We start from the raw sequence: 22,722 nt of genomic DNA, 5'->3' as shown, positions 1-22,722 counted from the left end.
GATCGGGTGTTGTCGGTTAACGGCCCGCAAGTCCGCGCGTGTCAGCCGTGGCGCAGCTTCAGGAGACCGCGGTTGATCGTGCGAGCCCAGAGCGGCCCGCGGTAGAGGAAAGCCGTGTAGCCCTGCACGAGTGTGGCCCCGCCTGCCAGGCGCTCGGCGACATCCTCGGCCGTGTCCACTCCGCCAACCGAGATCACGCAGAGTTCGGCGGGCACGACTGCCCTGATCACAGCGAGGACCTCGAGGGAGCGCGCCTTCAGCGGAGCACCGGAGAGACCTCCAGCACCGGCCGCCTCGACGATCGAGACATCCGTGGTCAAGCCCTCTCGCGAGAGCGTCGTGTTGGTCGCGATGATGCCCGCGAGCCCCAACTCGACAACGAGACCGGCGATACGACGCACCTCACCATCCGAGAGGTCGGGCGCGATCTTCACCAGCACCGGGGTCGTCTCGGCCGCGAGCTTCACCGCGCTGAGCAGCGGCGCCAGCCTGTCGATCTCCTGCAGGCCGCGGAGGCCTGGCGTGTTCGGCGAGCTCACGTTGACGGCGAGATAGTCGGCGACCGGGGCGAGCAGCCTGGTGCTGACCAGATAGTCGTCGGTCGCGTCGTCGACGTCAACCGCGCGGCTCTTGCCGATGTTGGCACCGATGATCGGACGGATGCGCCTTGCCGCTTCCCGCGCGAGTCGCGGTACGGCATCCTCAGCTCCCCTGTTGTTGAAACCCATACGGTTGATAACCGCGTGGTCGGGAATGAGCCGGAAGAGCCGTGGACGCTCGTTGCCCGGCTGGGCAATCGCCGTGACAGTGCCGACCTCGATATGACTGAAGCCGAGCTGGCCGAGTCCCCGGATAGCCCTGCCGTCCTTGTCGAAACCGGCGGCAACGCCGAAGGGCGATGAGAAGTCCAGCCCCAGTGCGCTGACGGCGAGGCTCTTGTGCGCACGGCTGATGCGACGCAGGAAGAATCCGACGCCGAAACGCGGCAGCCAGCGGATGACATCGAAGGCCAGATGATGAGCCGTCTCCGGATCGAATCGGGAGAGGACGAGCGAGAAGAGAAGTCGATACATGCCGTAGTCAGGTTAGCGGCCGCGACGATGCGGTCAGTCTTCCGCGACCGCCGCCGCGTCGTGTTCGACGCGCAACAGGGTGATCGCCTCTTCGAAGTCCTCGAGAGAGTCGAAGCCCTGGTAGACACTCGCGAAACGCAGGTAGGCGACCTCGTCGAGTTCCCTGAGCGGAGGAAGGATGGCGAGGCCGATGTCGTTCGCCTCGATCTGCGAGGCTCCCGTGGCCCTGATGGTCTCTTCGACCTTCTGCGCGAGCACGGCGAGGTCCGTGTCGGTGACCGGACGTCCCTGGCACGCCTTGCGCACCCCGGAGACGATCTTTTCGCGGCTGAATGGCTGCACGACGCCACTGCGCTTGACCACGTTGAGGCTGGCGGTCTCTGTCGTGCTGAATCGCCGACCGCAGTCGGGGCACTGACGACGGCGACGGATAGAGAGCCCGTCGTCGCTGGTGCGGGAGTCGATCACGCGCGAATCTGGATACCTGCAGAATGGGCAGAACATGGTGTCTACAGGATACCGGCTTCGCCAGGTTTCACTTCGAATGCAGGGTTAGCCCTCGATGAATCTCGCGGTGATCGCTGCGGCGTGAGCCGGCAGATCTTCAGCGGTAGCTAGTGCGACGATTTTCGACTCGACGGCCCGAAGCGCTTCCCGGTCGTAGCGGATGACCTGTTGGGGTCGCAGGAAGGTGTACGCCCCGAGCCCCGGGGTGAACCGTGCCTGCCCACCGGTGGGCAGCACGTGGTTGGAACCGGCCAGGTAGTCGCCGAGGCTCACCGGAGAGTTGTCTCCGAGGAAGATGGCCCCTGCGCTCTCGATGAGGTTGAGCACCTCCCCCGGTTCCGCCGTCTGGATCTCCAGGTGTTCCGGGCCGTAGACGTTGCTGAAAGCTGCCGCCGCCACCAGGTCATCAACGAGCACGATCGCCGACTGCGGGCCGCGGAGTGCGACATCTACCCTGGCCCGGTGGTGGGTGGCGGGAGCGAGGCGCTCGATTTCTGCCTGTACCCGGTCCGCGAAATCAGGCGAATCGGTAACCAGTACAGCAGCGGCGAGTTCGTCGTGCTCGGCCTGGCTGAGCAGGTCAGTCGCGACGAGGAAGGGGTTGGCTGTGGCATCCGCGATCACCAGGATCTCGGTAGGCCCGGCCTCCGCGTCGATGCCGGCCTGGCCGCGCACGAGCCGCTTCGCCGCAGCGACGAAGACGTTGCCAGGGCCAGTGATGAGCTGCACGGGATCGAGGTCGAGGCCAGGCACGCCGTAGGCGAAAGCGCCGATGGCACCAGCGCCGCCCATCGCGTAGACCTCGTCGATGCCCAGAAGGCCTGCCGCTCCGAGGATCGTCGGGTGGACCGAACCACCGAACTCCTTCTGCGGCGGCGAAGCGAGAGCGATGGATCCCACACCGGCGACCTGCGCTGGTACGACATTCATAACCACACTCGACGCCAACACCGCCTTGCCGCCCGGCACGTACAAGCCGACACGATTGACGGGCGTCCAGCGTTGGATGACCTCTGCGCCGGGGCCGAGTTGGGTCACAGCGGGTGCGGGCAGTTGCGCCTCGGAGGTCGCACGCACACGGCTGATCGCTTCTTCGAGCGCGTCGCGCACCTCCGTGTTGAGTCCGCGGACGGCGCTCGCCAGATCGGCGATGTTCTGCCGCACCTGCTCTGGCCGCACACCGTCGAACCGTTCTGCCTGGTCGAGCAGGGCGTACTCACCACGGATTCGTACATCCGCGATCAACTCGGTGGCAATCGCCGTGGCGGCGGAAACATCGGTCTGCGACCGCGGGATCAGGGTGAGAAGCTCGGCGCGATTAGGCTTGAGACCTCGCAGGTCAATCGTCTGGATCATGGCTGGTTCATTCTATTGGACGCCGAGGACGGGCCCGCGAGAGCGGGAATAAGCGGCGCAGGTCGCGGATTGTTACGAATGTATGGATGAGACAACAGTTCCGGAAGAGCCGGACGGACTCGCCGCCTTTAAGCACGCATTTCGCCGCCACGCGGCCGGCGTGGTGGTGATCACGGCCCTGACGCCGGAGGGCAAGCCCGTGGGTTTCACCGCGACCTCGCTGGCATCGCTGGCCGCCGTGCCGCCACTCGCGACCTTCAACATGGCCCGCATTGCGAGTGCGTGGCCGGCGATCGAGAACACCGACTACGTGGTCATCCAGACCATGGGTGTGCGCACCCGCCACCTTGCCGAGAGGATGTCCGGAGATCACGACCTGCGCTTCGAGGGCGGGCACTGGTTCGTCGGGCCGCACGGCCTGCCCATTCTGCACGGCGTCACATCGTGGATGGTCGGCCGCATCGTGGAGCGATTGCTGGTGGCGAACAACGCCGTCATCGTCGTAGAGATCGAGGAGGGCGCGCTCGGCGAACCCGACGACGCCCTGATCTATCACGAGCGCAGGTACCTCAAGCCGGGCGACCAGGTCTGACGCGCGATACATCCTCTAACCATGGATGTCTCAGAGCCGCGCTCTCCTGCTCCTCAAGTGCAAGAGACGCTGCCAGCTCCTCGTCGTCGAGCTCTGAGGCGACCAGACCAGGTCAGATCAGACGAGACAGTTGGGCCCGAGGAGCGACTTCAGCTCGCCGTAGAGATCAGCGCTCACCGAGACCGGGTACGGCACCTCGAAGACACGCGCGTTCTCGCCCTTGACCAGTCTCAACCGCACCTCGGTATCACCGGAATGGCGGATGAGCACGTCATTGAGCGAAGTGACGACGTCGGTCGTTGCCCGCAGTTCAGGCAGGGAGATCACCAGCGGACCGGAGCCAAGACTTTGTCCGAGATCCGGAGTGAACATGCTGACCGCGTGCAGGTTCATTCCGTCGTCCCGCACGCTCACTCGGCCACGGACCACGACGATCGCGTCGCTGGTGAGGGCTGGCGAGAACTCCTGGTAGGCCTTGCCGAGAAACATCACGGTGATCTCGCCGGCGAAGTCCTCGACGGTGATGAGACCGTACTGATTGCCGGAGTTGCGGGCCACACGATGCTGCACCGAGGTGATCAGGCCGGCCACGGTGACGTGATCGCCGTCGCCGGCCACCTCCCCCCCAAGCACCTCGGTGATGGTGGTGTTGGCATGCTTCGCGAGCTGCACTTCGAGACCGGCGAGTGGATGATCGGAGACGTAGAGCCCGAGCATCTCGCGCTCGAAGGCCAGCTTGTCGCGCTTCGACCACTCTGGCCTGTCTGGCACCTGCTCCGACTCCGCCTCGAACTCGAAGATCCCGGCGAAGAGATCGATCTGCCCGTTGGCCTCGTTGCGCTTGAGGCTCACGGCGGAGTCGATGGCATCCTCGTGGATCTCCAGAAGCGCGCGGCGGGTCGCACCTGTCTTGTCGAAGGCACCCGATTTGATGAGTGATTCGACGGTGCGCTTGTTCGCGACCTGGATCGGCACCTTGCGCAGGAAGTCGTGGAAGGAGGTGAAACGCCCTTTCTCCTCACGCGCCTGGCGGATGAGTTCCACGACGTTGAAGCCGACGTTGCGCACCGCGCCGAGACCGAAACGGATGTCGCCGCCCACGGCGGTGAAGTCCGCGAACGACTCGTTGACATCCGGCGCGAGCACCTGGATGCCCATGCGCCGACACTCGCTGAGGTAGAGGCCGAGCTTGTCTTTGGAATCGCCGACACTCGTGAGGAGTGCCGCCATGTACTCGGCCGGATGATTCGCCTTGAGATACGCGGTCCAATAGCTCAACACCCCGTAGCCGGCGCTGTGGGCCTTGTTGAAGGCGTAGTCGGCGAAGGGCATCAGGGTGTCCCAGAGCACTTTCACAGCCTGGGCGCTGTAGCCGTTGGACTTCATGCCGGCCTCGAAGTCGGCATACTGCTTGTCGAGCTCCGACTTCTTCTTCTTACCCATGGCGCGACGGAGCACATCGGCCTGGCCGAGCGTGAACCCTGCCACCTTTTGCGCTACCGACATCACCTGCTCCTGGTAGACGATGAGGCCGTAGGTGATGCCGAGGCTTTCCTTGAGCGGTTCCTCGAGCTCCGGGTGGATCGCCTCGATCTTCTGCAGGCCGTTCTTGCGCAACGCGTAGTTGGTGTGCGAGTTCATGCCCATGGGGCCTGGGCGATAGAGCGCGATGACGGCCGAGATGTCTTCGAAACTCGTTGGTTTCAACTGTTTGAGCAGCGAACGCATCGGTCCGCCATCCAGCTGGAACACGCCGAGCGTATCTCCCCTGGCTAGCAGGTCGTAGGTCTTCTGGTCGGCATCGAGGTCGAGGTCTTCGATCACCAGCCTGGTGCCGGTGTTCTTCTCGATCATCCGCAGCGCGTCTTCGATGATGGTCAGGTTGCGCAACCCGAGGAAGTCCATCTTGATGAGTCCGAGAGACTCCAGCGGCGGCTGGTCGAACTGCGTGATGATGGCACCATCGTCTTCGCGCTTCATGATCGGCAGCACGTCGAGCAGTGGTTCGGCCGACATGATCACACCAGCGGCGTGCACGCCCCACTGTCGCTTCAGGTTCTCGATGCCCCTGGCGGTCTCGAAGACCTTGGCGGCCTCCTGGTCGCTGTCGAGCACCGCCCGGAAGTCGGCGGCTTCCTTATAGCGCGGGGCATCCTTATCCAGGATGTCGCCGAGCGAGATGTCTTTGCCCATGATCGCCGGCGGCATGGCCTTGGTGAGCTTCTCGCCCACCGAATAGGGCATGCCGAGCACGCGAGCCGAGTCCTTGAGCGCCTGCTTCGCCTTGATCGTGCCGTAGGTGACGATCTGTGCGACGCGGTCATCGCCATACTTGTCGGTGACGTAGCGGATGACCTCCGGGCGTCGACGATCGTCGAAGTCGACGTCGACGTCGGGCATTGAGACGCGTTCCGGGTTGAGGAAACGCTCGAAGATGAGTCCGTGGGCCAGCGGGTCGAGTTCCGTGATTCCCATCGCATAGGAGGCCATGGAACCGGCCGCAGAGCCGCGCCCCGGTCCGACCCTGATGCCCTGGCTCTTCGCCCAGGTGATGAAGTCCGCGACCACGAGGAAGTAGCCGGGAAAACCCATCTGCTTGATGACGTCGACCTCGTACTGGGCCTGGGCGAGGTGTGCCTCGGATGGCGCATCGTTGAAGCGCCGCAGCATCCCGGCGCTGACTTCCTTCTCGAACCAGGTGGCCTCGGTCTCGCCCTCCGGAACCGGGAAACGCGGCATGAGATCGCGATGCTCGAAGTTGACCTCGCAGCGCTCGGCGATCAGCAGGGTGTTGTCGCAGGCCTCGGGGTGGTCGCGGAACAGATGACGCATCTCGGAGGCCGACTTGAGGTAGAACTCGTTCGAGTCGAACTTGAAGCGGTTGGGGTCGTCGAGGGTCGAGGCCGACTGCACGCAGAGCAGGGCGGCATGAGCGGTGGCGTCGTGCGCATGGGTGTAGTGCAGGTCATTGCTGGCCAGGAGCGGCATGCCGAGCTCCTTGGCCAGCCGTAGCAGGTCCTGCATGGTGCGACGCTCGATGTCGATGCCGTGGTCCATCACCTCTGCGAAGAAATTCTCTTTGCCGAAAATGTCCTGGAAGTCGGATGCCGCCTGCCTGGCCTCTTCGTACTGCCCGAGCCTCAGACGCGTCTGCACCTCGCCACCAACACAGCCGGTGGTTGCGATGATGCCCTTGGAATACCGGTTGAGCAGTTCACGGTCCATGCGGGGCTTGAAATAGAATCCCTCGATTGAGGCGAGAGAGGACAACCGGAAGAGGTTGTGCATGCCCTCGTTGTTCTCCGAGAGCAGCGTCATGTGGGTGTACGACCCCGACCCGCCGACATCATCCTGGTTCTGGTGGCTCTGACCCCAGCGGATTCGGGTCTTCTCCTGGCGAGGAGTGCCAGGAGTGATGTACGCCTCGGTGCCGATAATCGGCTTGATACCCGCGGCGGTCGCCTGCTTCCAGAAGTCGTAAGCACCGAACATGTTGCCGTGGTCAGTCACAGCGATAGCGGGCATCTTCTCTTCGGCTGCGGCCTGCATGAGTGGTCCGACGCGGGCCGCTCCGTCGAGCATCGAGTACTCGCTGTGCACGTGCAGATGCACGAAGGAATCGCTACTTGATGGCACAACTTCTCTTCACTAGCCGAGGTCTGAACACCCAGCTTAAGCCCGGCTCAGTCCGCGCGGAGTACGTCGAGCGCGTGTTGCAGGTCGGCGGGATAAACACTCGTGAAGAGCACCGGTTCGCCCGTTCCCGGATGCCGGAAACCGAGCTGCATCGCGTGCAGCCACTGCCTGCTCAGGCCGAGTCTCGCCGAGATCGTGGGGTCGGCGCCATACATCGAATCGCCGACGCACGGATGCCGCTGGGCCGCCATGTGCACACGGATCTGGTGAGTGCGCCCCGTCTCCAGGTGCACCTCGAGCAGCGACGCGCTCGGGAAGGCTTCGAGGGTCTCATAGTGGGTGACCGAGTTCTTTCCGTCGGCGGTCACGGCGAACTTCCAGCTCGAACTCGGATGCCGCCCGATCGGTGCGTCGATGGTACCGGCCAGCGGATCGGGGTGGCCCTGCACGACGGCGTGGTAGATCTTCTCCACCTCGCGATCGTGGAACTGTCGCTTGAGTTCCGTATAGGCCCGCTCGCTCTTGGCCACGACCATCAGGCCGCTGGTACCCGCGTCGAGGCGGTGAACGATGCCCGCGCGCTCTGAGGCTCCGGAGGTGGAGATACGAAATCCTGCACCGGCAAGCGCGCCGAGAACCGTCGGGCCCGTCCAGCCGACGGAGGGATGAGCCGCGACCCCAACGGGTTTGTCCACCACGACGATGTCATCGTCGTCGTAGACGATGCGGAGGTCGGGCACCACGATCGGCTCGATGCTCGGCGCGACCTTCGGCTGCCATGACACCTCGAGCCAGCTCTCGGCGCGCAGCCGGTCCGACTTTCCGAGAACGACACCGTCGGCGCTCACTCCCCCGGACTCTGCGACCTCGGCGGCGAAACTCCGGGAGAATCCGAGGAGTTTGGCCAGGGCGGCATCCACCCTCTCCCCGGCGAGTCCGTCGGGGACCGGCAGGCTGCGTGTCTCCATGCGATGCCTACTTGCTGTCGGCGGGTGCTTCGAGGGGCGTGCTGGCGCCGCTTCCGACATCCGGATCCGTCGGACGCTTCTGGCTACGCCGACCGTCCAGCCCGACCCCGCGAATGGTCAGGATGACGAAAAGCCCCATGCTGGCGACGATGAAGGAGTCGGCGACGTTGAAGATCGCAGGAAACCCGGCGACCTGGATGAAGTCGACAACGTGCCCGACACCGAAGCCCGGCTCACGAAAGAGCCGGTCGGTGAGATTGCCCGTGGTCCCGCCGAGCAGCATCCCGAACAATACCGCCCAGCCGATCGAACGGATGCGACGAGCGAAACTGATGATGAAGATCGTGACCGCAGACGCCGCAACCGAAAAAACCCAGGTGGACCCGCTCGCGATGGAGAAGGCCGCACCTGAGTTCTTGACGAAATGGAACTGCAGCACCGTGCCGAGAACGCTGACCAACTCGCCCTCGGTCATAGTGCTGGCGATCAGAAACTTGGCGACCTGATCGACGCCGTAGACAACCAGCGCGACGACGGCCAGCGCGATGAGCGCCCTGACGCTGACCTTGGCGCGAGCCTTCGTCGGCGGCTCAGTTACCGCCAAAGCCCTGGTAGCTGGCGGGCGGAGGCGTCTGCACGGCGTTGAATCCACCGGCCGGGGTCTGTGCGGCCGTAGCTGTTGCCCTGGCCGAGCTCGTTGCAAGCTCGCTCTCGTCGAGCTCGCGCAACTGGCCCTCGATGTAGCCTTTCAGCTTCTGGCGATATTCGCGCTCGAATGTGCGGAGTTCCTCGATGCGACCCTCGAGCGAGGTGCGCTGCTGCTCGAGAGCGGCGATCTGGGCGCGCTGCGTGTCCTCGGCTTCGCCGACCACGCGGGCAGCGGTCGCGTGACCCTCTGCGACGAGCGCATCGCGCTTCTCGATGCCTTCACGCACGTGCTCCTCGTGGAGTTTGCGAGCGAGCTGCAGGAGGTTGTTCGTGTTGCCGGTGTCCAAGGCGTTCTGGTCGACGGGTGCCGGCGCCACGGGAGCAGCGACAACCGGCGGTGCGGCGACGACGGGCGGCGCAGCAGCGAACTGGGGCTGGCTGGTCTCGGCCGCGGGGGCCGGTGCGTCGGTCGCCCCGCGCTGGAGCTCATTGGCTTGGGCTTCGCCGGAGACGAGACGCTGGCGCAACTCCTCGTTCTCCTGGTTGAGGCGGCGCAGTTCGACAACGACTTCGTCGAGGAAGTCGTCGACCTCGTCCTGGTCATAACCCTCGCGGAACTTCGTTGGCTGGAATCGCTTGTTGACTACGTCTTCAGGCGTAAGGGCCATGGGTGTCACCTCAAAAAACTTTCTTATACAAGCGTTAGTAACGGTTAGCTAACGCTAGCAAACTACCGGGTCCAGGGTGCCGTGGACTCGAGTGGCGGTCGACCACTGTCCCCAGAGTACACAGGGTGTCTTCAATACCTCAGCACGAATGTGATGTAGATCAGGATCACGTCGACAAGCATGACCGCACTCCAGGCGAAGTCGAGCGCGACTCCGCCCGCACGGAAAGGCGGGATCACCCTGCGGACGAAACGAATTGGTGGATCGGTCAGCGAGAAGACCAGTTCTGCCAGCATCATTCCGAAGCCTTTCGGACGCCAGCTGCGTGCGAAAGTCCGCGCGAGATCCAGGATAAACCTGGCCCAGAGTACGAAGAAATAGAGAAGGAAGAAGAAGTACGCAATCGTCGCTACGACGTTGAGAATCACCACGTAATCCTCAGTCCGAGCAGGAAGTGATTAGGACTGGGCGAAGAACGACGCGTCCACGTCGGGCTCGACCTCCGCCTGGTCACCGCTGACGGCGACGTGGGCGGGCGAGAGCAGGAAGACCTTGTTGGTGACACGCTCGATCTTCCCATACAGACCCTGCGAGAGTCCGCTGGCGAAGTCCACGAGTCGACGCGCCTCCGGCTCACTCATCTGGGAGAGGTTGATGATGACCGGGATGCCGTCTCGGAAGCTCTCGGCGATCACCTGGGCATCCTTGTATTGGCGAGGGTGCACGGTGAGGATTTCGTTCATGTCTGCGGGAGCCGCATTTCTTTGACTGGGAACTCGGCGAAGAGGGGTGACGGGCGCGCGATTGGCGGCGGGCTGCGCGACATGCTGCGCAACCGGTGCGGCGGGCGCAGCGGGAGCCGCGTCCTCGTAGTCGAATTCCTCATCTGCCAGGCCCAGATAAACCATGGTCTTACGCAGCGGGTTAGCCATTTCGTGCCTCCTGTGGTGTGTCTCGAATCAGATTAACCGGCGACCGGCCGGTTTCCCGTGATTGCCGAACCAATCCGCAGGTGTGTCGCGCCCTCGAGGACGGCTTCCCGATAGTCTCCGGACATACCGGCCGAGATGAATCGGGCTGTGGGGGCTATCGCCATCACGCGTTCGGATGCCACGCGCACCCGCGCGAAGGCGGCTCGTGGGTCTTCGCCGACGGGTGCGACAGCCATCACGCCGAGGAGCGACAGCCCTGGCGTCGCAACCACACGCTCAGTGAGACGCTCCAGGTCCGCATCACGGACACCGCCTCGGCCGTCGTCGTCGGTGAGGTTCAGCTGCACGAAACAGTCGATCGACAGGGGGTGCGAGGCCAGCGCGTCGACAACCGATGGACGGTCGAGTGAATGGATGACCCTGGCATAGGCACGCACCTGGCGAGCCTTCTTGCTCTGCAACTGGCCGATGAAATGCCAGTCGATGTCGAGGTCACGAAGCTCCTCGGCCTTGGCTTGTGCCTCCTGGTGACGGTTCTCGCCGAAATTCCGAACCCCGAGCCCGTGCAGCTGGCGCACGAGCTCTGCGGGGTGGAACTTGGTGACGACGATGGTCGTGATCGCGCGAGGGTCCCTAGCCGCCTGTCGCGCCGCATCCGAGATGCCGGAGTGAACAGCATCGAGACGATCCTGCAATACCTCGAGGCTCGTCATACGACAGTCATCACTTCAGGAAGTCGGGCACGTCCAGGTCGTCTTCTCCGTCGTCGAAGACCGGATCCTTTGGCGCGCTCGGAACCTCCGGCTCCGCCGACCAGTTGGGGACCGATTCTTCGGTCTCCACCTCTCCGGCGGGCATAGGTGCGGTTTCAGGCAGAGCCGCGGCGTCCACGAAGTTGGAGCGATGTCCGGCCTTCTTGATCACCGGCTCACCGCCGTCGAAGCCAGCGGCGATCACGGTGACCCGAACCTCGTCGCCGAGGGTGTCGTCGATGACAGCACCGAAGATGATATTGGCCTCAGGATGCACCGCCTCCTGCACGAGACGGGCGGCATCGTTGATCTCGAAGATGCCGAGATTCGATCCGCCCTGGATCGAGAGCAGTACGCCGTGGGCTCCATCGATGCTCGCCTCGAGCAGCGGGGACGCGACGGCGAGCTCTGCTGCCTTGATGGCGCGATCGGCCCCCCGTGACGACCCGATGCCCATCAGTGCCGAGCCGGCTCCCTGCATGACCGACTTGACGTCGGCGAAGTCGAGGTTGATGAGGCCGGGCGTGGTGATGAGGTCGGTGATGCCCTGCACACCGGCGAGGAGTACCTGGTCTGCGGTCGCGAAGGCTTCGAGAAAGCTGATGCCACGATCGCTGATCTCGAGTAGCCGGTCGTTCGGCACGACGATAAGGGTGTCGACCTCGCTCTTCAGAGCGGAGACGCCGACGTCGGCCTGAGCCGCTCGACGCTTGCCCTCGAAGCCGAATGGCCGGGTGACGACACCGATGGTGAGGGCGCCGATCGACCTGGCGATGCGTGCCACAACGGGAGCGCCGCCGGTTCCAGTACCGCCACCCTCGCCAGCCGTGACGAAGACCATGTCGGCGCCCGCCAGAGCCTCTTCGATCTCCTCGGCATGGTCCTCGGCTGCACGGCGTCCCACCTCGGGGTCTGCACCAGCTCCGAGGCCCCTGGTGATCTCGCGACCGACGTCGAGCTTAACGTCGGCGTCGCTCATGAGAAGGGCCTGGGCATCCGTATTGATCGCGATGAACTCGACGCCACGAAGGCCGAGTTCGATCATCCGGTTGACGGCGTTGACGCCACCGCCGCCTATGCCGACGACCTTGATCACGGCTAGGTAGTTCTGGTTCGATGTCACGTCCGGCCTCCGCTAGAAACTCTCAACCTTTACCTGAGCCTTAAAGTTATGCTCAGTATAGGTTTCTTGTTTCGAAGTTAAGTGCGCCGAGCACGAGCGAGCGTCAGGCAGTCCAGCGTGTCGGAAACAGCCGCCCGAATTCGCGGCCGATGATGCGAATCAGCCTGCCCCCACAACGGCATGAGTCGGAGCCGAGACGTCGTACTTAACTGCGGCATTCGGACTCTGTGTGGCGATCAACGCGACGAGCACCCTGGCCTTGAGCGCGGAGTTCTCTGCGCTCCCCCACACGACGGACTGGCCAGCGCCGGTGAGCCCGAGAGTCACGTCGTCGGTGGTATGCGCCGTGACGGTATCCACCTTCTTCAGCACCTCAGCAGGAAGAGACAGCAGCACGGCGACGGCAGCGGTGAAACCGGGGCTCTTCTTCGAAGCGGATCCACTCTCGATCAACGGCAGGCCAGGCGGACGATCCGTGGCCGTCTCGATCTCGACACCGGCCGGGTCGACGACGGTGAAGCCTGTGCTGCTCGCGACCAGACCGATTGGCGCACGCTCTGTGATTCGAATGATGAGGGTATCCGGCGGCACGGTCTCAGTCACGTAGCTGCGAATCAGCGGGAACTTGGACAGCTGGCGCTTGATCCTGTCGAAGTCGATCGTGGCGAGCGGCTTGCCTACCTGGTCCTTGATCGCCGACTTCACGCTATCCGCGCTCACGCGTGAACTTCCCTCGACGGTCACTGTCGTGAGGGAGAGCAACGGCGAATAGACCGCACCGGTGACGAGCACCCCGGTGAGAACGAGGCTCAGTACGCTCACGAGAATGGTGATTCTGCGCCGACGGGACCTGCGGGTGAATCTCTTGACCTCGCTGCGCTCGTACCTGCGCCGCGACCGGGCAGCCTTCTTCGCCTCACGATCAGCCGTCGGCTCGTGCGAAGGAGCGGCGACCTTCTCGGGCTCGACGCGTTTCGTCGACCGCGCCTTCTCGGCCTTGGCCGCCGACTTCGGCCTCACCGGACCGGTCGGCTTGTCAACACCGGTCTGCTTCTGGGGGCGCGCTGCACGCGGCGCCCTGGCCGATGGCTGCTCTGGCGGGCCCGCCGGAGGACTGTCGAATCCCTCTGGTCGCTTCACCCGGTCAGTCCGTTTCCGGCGGGCGAGGAACGGATGCGGGAATGGCTTCCAGCGCGGCCAGCAGTTGCGGGATGATCCGGTAGATATCGCCGCCGCCCATCGGAATCACAAAGTCGCCCGGGTGCGCGATCGACGCCGCGTATTCGGCAGCATCCGACCACTCGGTGAAATAGGCGACCTTCGAGGAGTCGGTGAATCTCTCGCTGATGAGTTCGCCGGTCACTCCAGGCTCTGGATCCTGCCTCGCGCCATAGATCGGCACGATAACCGTGTGGTCGGCGAGCGACTCGAAGGTCTCGGCGAACTCCGCAGCCATCTGGCGAGTGCGCGAGTAGAGATGCGGCTGGAAGATCGGGATGAGACGACCGCCACCGACAACACCGCGCGCGCCGGACAGGGCGGCACGGATCTCGGTCGGATGGTGGGCGAAGTCGTCGTAGACGCGCACCCCACGAACTTCTCCGCGCAGCTCGAAACGTCGCTCGGTCCCCTCGAAGTGTGCGATAGCGTCGAGCGCCGCCTGCGGCTCGTAACCGAGGGCCACGAGCACCCCGAAGGCTCCTGCGGCGTTGACGGCGTTGTGAAGCCCGGCGACTCGCAGGGTGGTGCTGTAGTCGGCTCCGCCATACGCGATCGAGAAAGCGACGGCCTCGGCGCTCACCACGGAGTGCAGCCGCACGTCGGCATCCGAATGCTGTCCGAAGGTGGTCACAGTGCGGTCCGCAAGGCGCGCTGTCACGGCGACGGCTCGCGGGTCGTCACTCGAGATGACGACACGTTCGCTGGCCCCGCGGGCAAAGGTGGCGAAGGCCTCCTCGAAAGCCTCCTCCGAGCCGTAGTGGTCGAGGTGGTCGGGATCGACGTTGGTGATCAGTGAGATCGCAGTGCCGTAAAGCAGAAAAGAGCCGTCCGACTCATCGGCCTCGACGACGAAGACGTCGCTCCCACCGGATGCCGCGCTCACACCCAGCGAGCGGATCACTCCCCCGTTGACGAAACTCGGATCACCGCCCAACTCGAGCAGCGCCGTGACGATCATCGCGGTCGACGTCGTCTTTCCGTGCGCGCCGGCGACGGCGACCACACGATGCTTCCTGATCAGCCAGGCCAGGGCCTGCGCGCGGTGAACGATGGGAAGCCCGCTCGCACGGGCAGCCAGATATTCCGGATTGTCTTCGGCGATGGCGCCGGTGACGATGAGGGTATCGACACCGAGGATGTTCTCCGCAGAGTGGCCGATGGACACTCGCACCCCTCGCGCCTGAAGCGCCTCGACAGTCTCGGTGGCGCGGATGTCCGAACCGGTGACCGGAAGGCCGGCGGTCACGAAGAGGTGGGCGATGCCGCTCATGCCGGCTCCGCCGATCCCGACGAAGTGCACGGCTCCGAGATGCTCAGGAACGGTCTGGGAGAAATCGGACTTGATCATTGCGACGAATTTACCGTGCTGCGGAGGGCATCCGTCACGAGGTCGACCATGCGATCCGCGCCGTCGAGGACGCCGATCGCGTGAGTGCGTGCGGCCATCTCGGCGATGAGTGCGCGATTCTGCAGGAGTGAGACGAGATCGCTGCCGACCCAGTCCGGAGTGAACGCGGCATTGTCGACGAGAAGTGCGCCGCCAGCGTCGACGGCATCCTTGGCGTTGAGACGTTGCTCTCCGTTACCGATCGACAATGGCACGTAGACCGCCGGCAGGCCGAGAGCGCTGAACTCGCTCACTGTCGCCGAACCGGCGCGGGCGACAGCGAGGTCGGCCGCGGCGATGGCGAGGTCCATGCGATCGCAGTAGGCCATGAGGTGATAGTCGGGCAACTCGGTAGAGGTCAGATCCGAGCGTTCGCCGGTCACGTGCAGGATCTGCCACCCCGCACCGAGAATGCTGGCCGCGCCCGCGTAGATGGTCTCGTTGATGCGTCTCGCGCCCTGCGATCCACCGGTGACCAGAAGGGTCAGTCGGTGCGGATCCAGGCCGAAGAATTCGACAGCAGCTCGCCGCTCCGAAGCGCGGTCGAGGGATTCGATCTCGCGGCGAAGAGGCATCCCGATGAAGCGGGCGTGCGGGAGACGTGCTGCGCGGAAGGCCACCCCAACGAACCTGGTGAGCCTGGCGCCGAGACGGTTGGCGATTCCGGGCCTGGCGTTGGCCTCGTGCACGGCGATTGCGACCTTCTCGCGGCGTGCGGCGAGGTAGGCCGGGGCTGACACATACCCTCCGAAACCGACGACGATGTCGATAGCATGCTCCCGGATGAGGCCCTGGATCGCCATGACCAGCAGCCTGAATCGGCCGGGGAAACGGAGTGCGGCCGCATTCGGTCGCCGTGGAAAGGGCAGCCGCGCCACGACCAGCAGCTCATAGCCGCGTGCCGGGACGAGACGAGACTCAAGTCCCTCCGCTGTGCCGAGAACGAAGACCTTCGCGTCCGGTTCGCGGTCCATGATGCGATCAGCGACCGCGAGTAGCGGGTTCACATGGCCGGCGGTGCCACCACCGGCGAGAAGGTACCGTGTCACCTCAGCCGACCTGCGGCGGCAGGCTGTGACAACACAGGCTCTGGCGCGTGCCTGGCGAAGGAGAGCACGATGCCGATGGCAACCATCGAGGTGACGAGCGCTGAGCCGCCGGCAGAGATGAGGGGTAGCGGAACCCCGAGCACCGGCAGGATGCCGAGCACCACCGCGATGTTGACGAAGGCCTGACCGATGATCCACACCATGACAGCGCCGACGGTGACGCGGGCGAATGGGTCGGTGTTGGCACGGATGATGCGTACGAACGAGATCGCCAGGACGATGAAGAGGACGAGCACCAGGATCGCGCCGAGAAGGCCGAGCTCCTCGCCGATGATTGCGAAGATGAAGTCGTTGGCCGCCGCGGGTAGCCAGGAGTACTTCGCCTTCGAGTTGCCGAGACCAAGGCCGAACAGGCCGCCGGAAGCCAATGCCCACCAGCCCTGCACGGTCTGCCAGCATCCGTTCGAATAGTCGGACGCCGAGGTGCATCCGGTGAGGAAGAGGCCAAGACGGCTGGACCGCGATCCGTTGCTGAGCGCCGCAATCGCCGCAACAAAACCCATGAATACGACGGCGACGGCGAGGAAGCGCAGCTTGACTCCGGCGAAGAAGAGCGCTCCGAGCACGATGGCTGTCATGATGATGACGGTTCCGAGGTCGTTGCCGAGGAGCACCATGCCGATCGCCGCACCGGCCACCGGAACCAACGGAACGACGAGTTCGCGCCAGTTGTCGAGCTTGTGCTGCTTCTTGGCGACGATGTAGCCCAACCAGATCACCAGTGCCACCTTGACCACCTCCGACGGCTGGCCAGTGAACGAGCCGATGGTGATCCAGTTTCTGTTGCCGCCCTGCGCCGAACCGAGCGGCGTCGCGACCACGAGGAACTGCAGCCCGACCGCGACCAGCATGAAGAGACCGGCCCACCTCCTCCAGAAGCGCACCGGCATTCTGGCGGCAAGGAGCATGAGCGGTACGCCGATGGCCGCGAACAGCACCTGGCGGATGAAGCCGTTGAAGAAGTCACCGCTCGAGAGGAACGACTCGACGGACGAGGACGAAAGCACCATGATCAGGCCGAACACCACGAGGAAAAGCGTCGTGCCGAGCAGTAGGAAGTAGTTTCCGGTCTCGGCCGCGAAGATGCGTTTGACGGCAACGACGGCCGCGGCGGGCTGGCGAGGTGTGCCCGACTGCTCAAATGATGCGTCTACGGCCGGGCCGGTCGAACGGTTTTGCGGATGCGGCGCGAGCCTCGGCTTAGTCGTCGCTCTCTGGCGCGGCGGGCTGGTCGTCATTCGCGCCTCCCATAATCATCTGCACGGCTTCTGCGAAGCGATTTCCGCGATCCGCATAATCCGTGAACTGGTCCATTGATGCGGCTGCCGGCGCGAGCAGTACTGTGTCCCCACTGTGGGCAACCGCAGCCGACAACCTCACGGCCATCGGCATTACCTCTTTAGTGTCAGCTGTCTCGACCTCGAACACGGGCAGGGTCGGCGCGTGTCGCGTGAAAGCTTCAACTAATGGTTGACGGTCGACCCCGATCACCACCGCTCCCCTGAGCCTCGAGGCGTTCGCGGCAACGAGTTCGTTCACGTCGACGCCCTTCAGAAGACCACCGACCACCCAGACGACGGATTCGAACGAGGCGAGCGCGGCCTGCGCCGCGTGCGGGTTGGTAGCCTTCGAATCGTTGACCCAGCGCACGCCGCCGCTCTCCGCGACGGTTTCGGTGCGGTGGTGGTCGAGCCGGAAGTCACGCAGGGCGGAGCGGATGTCCTGGGGCGAGATCTCGACGGAGCGCGCGAGCGCGGCAGCGGCGAGCACGTTCGCTATCATGTGCGGCGAACCGAGGCCGACCCGCTCGAGCTCCCGCACCGTGGTCAGCTCGATAGCGGCGCGCTGGCGGTCGACGTGGAAGGCGCGGTCGACCACAATCTCGTCCACGAGGCCGACATCGCTCGGGCCTGGCAGCACGAGTCCGAAGCCAATGGCGCGGCATCCCTCGACCACCTCGGCCTGCTCCACCATCTCTCGCGTCGCGTCGTCTTCGAGGTTGTAGACACAGGCGACTTTCGTGTGGCCGTAGACCTTTGCCTTCGCCGAGCTGTATGCCTCCGGCGACCCGTGCCAGTCGAGGTGGTCGTCCGCGAGATTGAGGCAGACGCTGGCCCACGCCGACATGCTGTCGAGGTAGTGCAGCTGGAAGCTGGAGAGCTCGACGACGAGCGTGTCGAACCCCTCAGGGTCGCGGATCGCATCGAGCACCGGCACCCCGACATTGCCGCAGGCGATCACCCGCTTGCCTCCTGCCGCGAGCATCGCGGTGGTGAGCTGCACGGTAGTGGTCTTGCCGTTGGTCCCCGTCACCGCGATCCATTCGGCGAGCCTTCCCGATCTGTCGCGCAGGCGCCAGGCCAGCTCGATGTCACCCCAGACCGGGATGCCCTGCCCTGTTGCCCAGGCGACAAGCGAATTGCTCGGGGGAAAGCCCGGCGACACCACGACCAGATCGGGTGCGAAGGCCGCGAGCTCCGCGTCGAGAGAATCGAGAACGAGTAATACACCGATCACGTCGAGTAGGTCTGCTGTCTTCTCGTCCGCGCGGTTCGACAGCACCACGAGCTCCGCCCCCAGTTCGGCGAGCGTGTCCGCGACCGAGAATCCGGTAACCCCGAGGCCGAGCACGGCAACCCTGAGGCCCGCCCACTCGGCACCCCAGCCGCTGAGTGCGGCCACATCCTGTGCGGTTCTCATGACGGGACGCGCGACGCCCATTCGAGGTAGAAGGTGCCTACACCGGCGCCGACGAACAGGCCGGTGACGATCCAGAACCTCACCACGATCGTGACCTCTGCCCACCCCTTCATCTCGAAATGATGATGAAGGGGACTCGCCCGCCAAATACGTTTACCCCGTGTCGCCTTGAAGTAGATGCGTTGGACGATCACCTGCCCGGTGACCACGAGGAAGAGCCCACCGATCAGCACGAGCAGCAGCTCCGTACGGGAGAGGATCGCGAGGGCGGCCAGAGCGCCGCCGAGACCGAAGGAGCCGGTGTCGCCCATCGTGATCTGGGCTGGTGAAGTGTTCCACCAGAGAAAGCCGATCAGCGCCCCGATGATCGCCGCGGCGACCACGGCGATGTCGAGCGGACGCGACACGTTATAGCAGCGATAGATGTTGTCGGGGTCGATCGACGTACTGAAGCAGGACTGGGTTGACTGCCAGAAACCGATGAAGATGTACGAGCCGATGGCGAGAATGGATGACCCCGCCGCGAGTCCGTCGAGCCCGTCAGCGAGGTTGACGGCGTTCGTCGTGGCCGTCGTGATCAGTACCACCCACACGATGAATACGATCACCCCCGCGACCGCGCCGAAGATGACGACGAAGTCCAGGTCGAGGTTGCGAGCGAAAGAAATCGCGGTCGATGCCGGTGCGCGATGGTTTGCGTCCCGATAGGTCAGTGCCGTGACGCCGAAGACGATGGCGATGATGACGGTGCCGAGGATCTTGTAACCGCTCTTGAGTCCGAGACTGTTCTTGCGCTTCACCTTGAGGAAGTCGTCAAGAAAACCGATCAGTCCGAGGCCGGCCATCATCGCGAGCGTGAGGACGCCGACTCCGGAAACGGAGTCTCCGCCCACGAGATGCCCAACAAGGTAGCCGACGATGGCCGCGACGATGAAGACGATGCCGCCCATCGAGGGCGTTCCGCGCTTGGTCACGTGGGTCGTCGGCGTATCCGCCCGGATGAACTGGCCGAGCTTGAGTCGGCGGAACGTCTTGGCGAACAGCGGGGTGAGCAACAGCGTGAAGATCATCGAGACGCCGCCCGCTGTTAGCAGCGCGATCACTCCGGCACCTCGCCAAGCCGGTCGCCGAGGAAGCGGAGATTCGCAGATTTCGACGACTTCACCAGCACGACATCGCCCCCTCGAAGATCGTCACGAAGCCGATCGTATGCCTCGTCTGCGGTGTCGACGAGGACCGACTCCCCGTCCCAGGAACCTTCGAGTCCCGCGGCGTTGTGAATGTGCCTGGCACCGTGCCCGATGACGACCAGTTTCTGGATGTTGAGACGCACGATCAGCCGACCGATTCGGTCGTGCTCCTCGTCCGCGTACTCCCCCAGGGCCGTCATCTCGCCGAGCACGGCCACTGATCGCTGGCCGGGTTCGACGATCTGCGCGAGGGTTTTGAGGGCCGCCGCCATCGAGTCGGGGCTCGCGTTGTAGGCGTCGTTGATCACCACGATGCCGTCTGCGCGCCGCAACACCTCCATCCGCCAGCGCTCGGCGCGCGGGACGGACTCGAGTGCGGCGATCGCCGCGTCGAGGTCGAGGCCAAGCTCGTACGCCACCGCGAGCGTGGCCAGGGCGTTCATCACGTGGTGCTCGCCCAGGATGCGCAGCCGTACGGTACGGTGCTCGTCGCCGACGATAAGGTCGAACGACGTTCCGGTGGCGGTGGCACGGAGGTGGTCCGCGCGCACATCGGCCGCGGCATCCAGTCCGAACCAGAGCGGCCGTGCCGCAGTGAGTTCCGCCATCGCGGCGACGCGCTCGTCGTCGATGTTGAGCACGGCAACGGCGCCTTTCGGCAGTTCCGTCACGATCTCCGCCTTGGCCCGCTGCGTCGCTTCGATGCTCCCGAACTCGCCAGCATGTGCCAGCCCGACCTTGAGCACGACGGAGATGTCGGGCGTCGCGATTGCTACGGTGCGGGCGATATCTCCCGCACCGCTCGCACCCATCTCGACGACGAGGAATCTGGTCTCGAAGTCGATGGACAACATCGACAACGGCGCGCCGACCTGGTTGTTGAACGAGCCGGGCGGGGCGACCGTCGGGCCGACCGCGGAGAGCATCGCCCTCAACATGTTCTTAGTCGTAGTCTTGCCGTTCGAACCGGTGATGCCGATGATCGTCAGCCCACCGCCGGCCCTGACGGTGGCGACCACGGCCTTTGCCAGGTCCGCGAGAGCCTGCAGCGTGTCACCGACCACGATCTGGGGAAGGACGACCTCGACAGCGCGCTCGACGATCAGGACCGCGGCGCCCCCCTCGGTCGCCGACGGCGCGAAGAGGTGGCCGTCGGTGACTTCACCCGACAGTGCGAAGAAGATCGACCCTGGCTCGACGAGCCGCGAATCCGTCTGCACGGAACCCGCAACGAGGTCGCCGGATGCCGAGGTGGTCGAAAGCCTGAGCACGCCGTCGACCGCGGCCGCAAGCTCGGCCAGCGTCAGGGAGATCACTTAGGACCAGCCCGCCTCGCGCAGGGCGTCGCGTGCCTCCGCGCGCGCCGAATACGGGGTCCGCTCACCGCGGATGTCTCGATAATCCTGATGGCCGGGGCCGGCCCACAGGATGGAGTCACCCTCTTTCGCCAACGACACCGCATGACGGATGGCCTTCTCCGGCGGGCTGATCTCGTGCAGTTCGGCCTGATGCTCCGCGAGGTGCGCACCCTCGATGAGGGTCGCGCGGATGGAGTCCGGGTCTTCGAAGCGGGGGTGATGGTCGGTGATCACGAGGATATCCGAGCCCTCAGAGGCGACGCGACCCATTTCGTGACGCTTGGTCGCGTCACGGTCGCCGTCCGCACCGAAGACCATGATCACCTTGCCCGGCGTGAACTTCCGCACCGCGCCGAGGGTGTTGAGAAAGGCATCGGGACTGTGCCCGAAGTCGACATAGACGGATGGCCCTCGATCGCCGGAGACACGCTCGGTGCGGCCAGGAAGGTAGGCATCGATACCACCCTCGATGGCCTGGCCGATCGCCTCGACCGCGAACCCCGCCTCCACCAGCATGACGATGGCGAGAGCCGCGTTCGCAGCCATGTGCCAGCCGATCAGCGGCACGCTGGTGACGAGCGAGCGACCCTCCGGCCCGGTCAGCCTGAACTTCGTATAGCTCGACTGCTCGTCCAGTATCTCGGTGTTCCATTCGCCGACGACGCCCGGCGTCGCCGAGATGGTGGTTACGGGAATGCGCGAGCCCGCGACGACCTTCTCGCCCCACGCCGTGTCGAGGGAGACAACGCCGCGCTTGCCACGCTCCGGGTCGAAGAAGGCGAGCTTTGCCGCGAAGTATTCGTCCATGTCGGCGTAGTCATCGAGGTGGTCGTGGCTGAGGTTGGTGAAAGCGACGACGTCGAAGACCAGCCCGTCAACGCGGTTACGGCTGAGTGCCTGCGCGCTCACCTCGACGGCGACCGCTCGTACCTCGCTCTCCCGCATCCTGGCCAGGAGCGCGTGCATCTCGCTGGCCTCCGGCGTGGTCAGTCGGCTGACCACCGTGAGGTCGCCGATGTGACGCTCGGCGGTAGAGCTGAGGCCGGACACGAGTCCGAGCTGCTTGAGGATCGCCTCGACGATGTACGAGGTTGACGTTTTGCCGTTCGTTCCCGTGACTCCGAGCAGAAGGGGCGGATGCTCGTTGGTGCGGTAGACCCAGGCCGAGACATCCCCGAGCGCAGCCCGCGGAGACTCGACGATCACGATGGGCAGCCCGCTGTTCGCCGCGAGGTCGACTCCGGCCAAGTCGGTCAGTACGGCGACCGCTCCGCTCTCGGCGGCCTGCGCTGCAAAGCTCGCGCCATGACTGTTGCCGCCCTGGATACCGACATACAGGTCTCCGGCTTCCACCTCGGTACTCCGAAGGGTGACGCCGGTGATCTCGATGCCGTCGAGGGAACCGCGCGAGTCAAGCCCGAATTCGGCGGCGAGTCCGGCGAGTGGCCTGGCTAGCGGATGCTCCGGCCGAAGAACCGGGGGAATCCGTGCGGTCAAAGCGT

20 protein-coding genes are annotated in these 22,722 nt (G+C 64.7%); 1 reads left to right on the top strand and 19 read right to left on the bottom strand.

Annotation, left to right across the window (positions count from 1 at the left end; genetic code table 11):
* Nucleotides 1–41: 41 nt before the first annotated feature.
* From ABIB56_RS03485 to hisD, 3 genes are read right to left on the bottom strand one after another with little or no spacing between them, the layout of a single operon-like run.
* A complete protein-coding gene (locus tag ABIB56_RS03485; protein ID WP_354567526.1) occupies nt 42–1,073 on the bottom strand; it encodes a quinone-dependent dihydroorotate dehydrogenase in 1,032 nt (343 codons plus the stop codon).
* Between the two features lie 33 nt (nt 1,074–1,106).
* Nucleotides 1,107–1,577, bottom strand: coding sequence for a transcriptional regulator NrdR (gene nrdR / locus ABIB56_RS03480; RefSeq protein WP_354567525.1), 471 nt, complete (start codon nt 1,575–1,577; stop codon nt 1,107–1,109).
* A gap of 48 nt (nt 1,578–1,625) precedes the next feature.
* Nucleotides 1,626–2,936 (bottom strand): histidinol dehydrogenase, encoded by a 1,311-nt coding sequence (gene hisD, locus ABIB56_RS03475; RefSeq protein WP_354567523.1) that lies wholly within the window; start codon nt 2,934–2,936, stop codon nt 1,626–1,628.
* A gap of 82 nt (nt 2,937–3,018) precedes the next feature.
* On the opposite strand from hisD, the gene ABIB56_RS03470 reads away from it, so the two are divergent.
* Entirely contained in the window at nt 3,019–3,528 is a 510-nt protein-coding gene (locus ABIB56_RS03470; RefSeq protein ID WP_354567522.1) for a flavin reductase family protein, read from the top strand.
* A 117-nt stretch (nt 3,529–3,645) separates the two neighbouring features.
* Here the strand turns inward: ABIB56_RS03470 and dnaE are convergent, their stop codons facing one another.
* The 16 genes from dnaE to ABIB56_RS03390 form a co-directional block, all read right to left on the bottom strand.
* A complete protein-coding gene (dnaE, locus tag ABIB56_RS03465) occupies nt 3,646–7,110 on the bottom strand; it encodes a DNA polymerase III subunit alpha (RefSeq protein WP_502917543.1) in 3,465 nt (1,154 codons plus the stop codon).
* A 101-nt stretch (nt 7,111–7,211) separates the two neighbouring features.
* On the bottom strand, nt 7,212–8,132 hold the full coding sequence (locus tag ABIB56_RS03460) for an RluA family pseudouridine synthase (RefSeq protein ID WP_354567520.1): 921 nt from the start codon (nt 8,130–8,132) through the stop codon (nt 7,212–7,214).
* Between the two features lie 7 nt (nt 8,133–8,139).
* Entirely contained in the window at nt 8,140–8,736 is a 597-nt protein-coding gene (gene lspA / locus ABIB56_RS03455) for a signal peptidase II (RefSeq protein WP_354567519.1), read from the bottom strand.
* On the bottom strand, nt 8,723–9,448 hold the full coding sequence (locus ABIB56_RS03450) for a DivIVA domain-containing protein (protein ID WP_354567518.1): 726 nt from the start codon (nt 9,446–9,448) through the stop codon (nt 8,723–8,725). Before ABIB56_RS03450 ends, lspA begins: the two co-directional genes overlap by 14 nt.
* Before the next feature lie 131 nt (nt 9,449–9,579).
* Nucleotides 9,580–9,876, bottom strand: a complete 297-nt coding sequence (locus ABIB56_RS03445; protein WP_354567516.1) for a YggT family protein — start codon at nt 9,874–9,876, stop codon at nt 9,580–9,582.
* Nucleotides 9,877–9,906: 30 nt separating this feature from the next.
* Complete coding sequence (locus ABIB56_RS03440) at nt 9,907–10,380, bottom strand: cell division protein SepF (protein WP_354567514.1); 474 nt, start codon at nt 10,378–10,380, stop codon at nt 9,907–9,909.
* Between the two features lie 32 nt (nt 10,381–10,412).
* A complete protein-coding gene (locus ABIB56_RS03435; protein WP_354567512.1) occupies nt 10,413–11,093 on the bottom strand; it encodes a YggS family pyridoxal phosphate-dependent enzyme in 681 nt (226 codons plus the stop codon).
* A 10-nt stretch (nt 11,094–11,103) separates the two neighbouring features.
* Nucleotides 11,104–12,255, bottom strand: a complete 1,152-nt coding sequence (gene ftsZ, locus ABIB56_RS03430; protein ID WP_354567510.1) for a cell division protein FtsZ — start codon at nt 12,253–12,255, stop codon at nt 11,104–11,106.
* A 159-nt stretch (nt 12,256–12,414) separates the two neighbouring features.
* Nucleotides 12,415–13,395, bottom strand: a complete 981-nt coding sequence (locus ABIB56_RS03425) for an FtsQ-type POTRA domain-containing protein (RefSeq protein WP_354567508.1) — start codon at nt 13,393–13,395, stop codon at nt 12,415–12,417.
* A gap of 4 nt (nt 13,396–13,399) precedes the next feature.
* Nucleotides 13,400–14,824 (bottom strand): UDP-N-acetylmuramate--L-alanine ligase, encoded by a 1,425-nt coding sequence (gene murC, locus ABIB56_RS03420; protein WP_354567506.1) that lies wholly within the window; start codon nt 14,822–14,824, stop codon nt 13,400–13,402.
* On the bottom strand, nt 14,821–15,912 hold the full coding sequence (locus ABIB56_RS03415; RefSeq protein ID WP_354567504.1) for a UDP-N-acetylglucosamine--N-acetylmuramyl-(pentapeptide) pyrophosphoryl-undecaprenol N-acetylglucosamine transferase: 1,092 nt from the start codon (nt 15,910–15,912) through the stop codon (nt 14,821–14,823). Before ABIB56_RS03415 ends, murC begins: the two co-directional genes overlap by 4 nt.
* Nucleotides 15,909–17,210 carry a putative lipid II flippase FtsW gene (ftsW, locus tag ABIB56_RS03410; protein WP_354567502.1) on the bottom strand — a complete coding sequence of 434 codons (1,302 nt, stop codon included), beginning with the start codon at nt 17,208–17,210 and terminating at the stop codon, nt 15,909–15,911. Before ftsW ends, ABIB56_RS03415 begins: the two co-directional genes overlap by 4 nt.
* Nucleotides 17,173–18,672: a UDP-N-acetylmuramoyl-L-alanine--D-glutamate ligase gene (gene murD / locus ABIB56_RS03405; protein WP_354567500.1), complete on the bottom strand. Its 1,500-nt coding sequence runs from the start codon at nt 18,670–18,672 to the stop codon at nt 17,173–17,175. The genes ftsW and murD overlap by 38 nt, the downstream gene beginning before the upstream one ends.
* Nucleotides 18,669–19,775, bottom strand: coding sequence for a phospho-N-acetylmuramoyl-pentapeptide-transferase (gene mraY / locus ABIB56_RS03400; RefSeq protein ID WP_354567498.1), 1,107 nt, complete (start codon nt 19,773–19,775; stop codon nt 18,669–18,671). The genes murD and mraY overlap by 4 nt, the downstream gene beginning before the upstream one ends.
* Nucleotides 19,772–21,178, bottom strand: coding sequence for a UDP-N-acetylmuramoyl-tripeptide--D-alanyl-D-alanine ligase (locus ABIB56_RS03395; protein ID WP_354567496.1), 1,407 nt, complete (start codon nt 21,176–21,178; stop codon nt 19,772–19,774). The genes mraY and ABIB56_RS03395 overlap by 4 nt, the downstream gene beginning before the upstream one ends.
* Entirely contained in the window at nt 21,179–22,717 is a 1,539-nt protein-coding gene (locus tag ABIB56_RS03390; RefSeq protein ID WP_354567494.1) for a Mur ligase family protein, read from the bottom strand.
* Nucleotides 22,718–22,722 lie beyond the last annotated feature (5 nt).

Source organism: Glaciihabitans sp. UYNi722 (genome assembly GCF_040549465.1).
Taxonomy (GTDB): Bacteria; Actinomycetota; Actinomycetes; order Actinomycetales; family Microbacteriaceae; genus Lacisediminihabitans.
Note: the sequence above shows the minus strand (reverse complement) of the source record. Positions and strands in the feature narration are given on the sequence as shown.

Bases quoted from the DNA above. Each gene is read 5' to 3' on its own strand.
- murC (WP_354567506.1), bottom strand. From the start codon at position 14,824: ATGATCAAGTCCGATTTCTCCCAGACCGTTCCTGAGCATCTCGGAGCC.
- ABIB56_RS03435 (WP_354567512.1), bottom strand. From the start codon at position 11,093: ATGACGAGCCTCGAGGTATTGCAGGATCGTCTCGATGCTGTTCACTCC.
- dnaE (WP_502917543.1), bottom strand. From the start codon at position 7,110: ATGCTCGACGGAGCGGCCCGCGTCGGACCACTCATGCAGGCCGCAGCC.
- hisD (WP_354567523.1), bottom strand. From the start codon at position 2,936: ATGATCCAGACGATTGACCTGCGAGGTCTCAAGCCTAATCGCGCCGAG.
- ABIB56_RS03450 (WP_354567518.1), bottom strand. From the start codon at position 9,448: ATGGCCCTTACGCCTGAAGACGTAGTCAACAAGCGATTCCAGCCAACG.
- ABIB56_RS03440 (WP_354567514.1), bottom strand. From the start codon at position 10,380: ATGGCTAACCCGCTGCGTAAGACCATGGTTTATCTGGGCCTGGCAGAT.
- ABIB56_RS03470 (WP_354567522.1), top strand. From the start codon at position 3,019: ATGGATGAGACAACAGTTCCGGAAGAGCCGGACGGACTCGCCGCCTTT.
- murD (WP_354567500.1), bottom strand. From the start codon at position 18,672: ATGAGAACCGCACAGGATGTGGCCGCACTCAGCGGCTGGGGTGCCGAG.
- nrdR (WP_354567525.1), bottom strand. From the start codon at position 1,577: ATGTTCTGCCCATTCTGCAGGTATCCAGATTCGCGCGTGATCGACTCC.
- ABIB56_RS03460 (WP_354567520.1), bottom strand. From the start codon at position 8,132: ATGGAGACACGCAGCCTGCCGGTCCCCGACGGACTCGCCGGGGAGAGG.
- ABIB56_RS03485 (WP_354567526.1), bottom strand. From the start codon at position 1,073: ATGTATCGACTTCTCTTCTCGCTCGTCCTCTCCCGATTCGATCCGGAG.
- ftsW (WP_354567502.1), bottom strand. From the start codon at position 17,210: ATGACGACCAGCCCGCCGCGCCAGAGAGCGACGACTAAGCCGAGGCTC.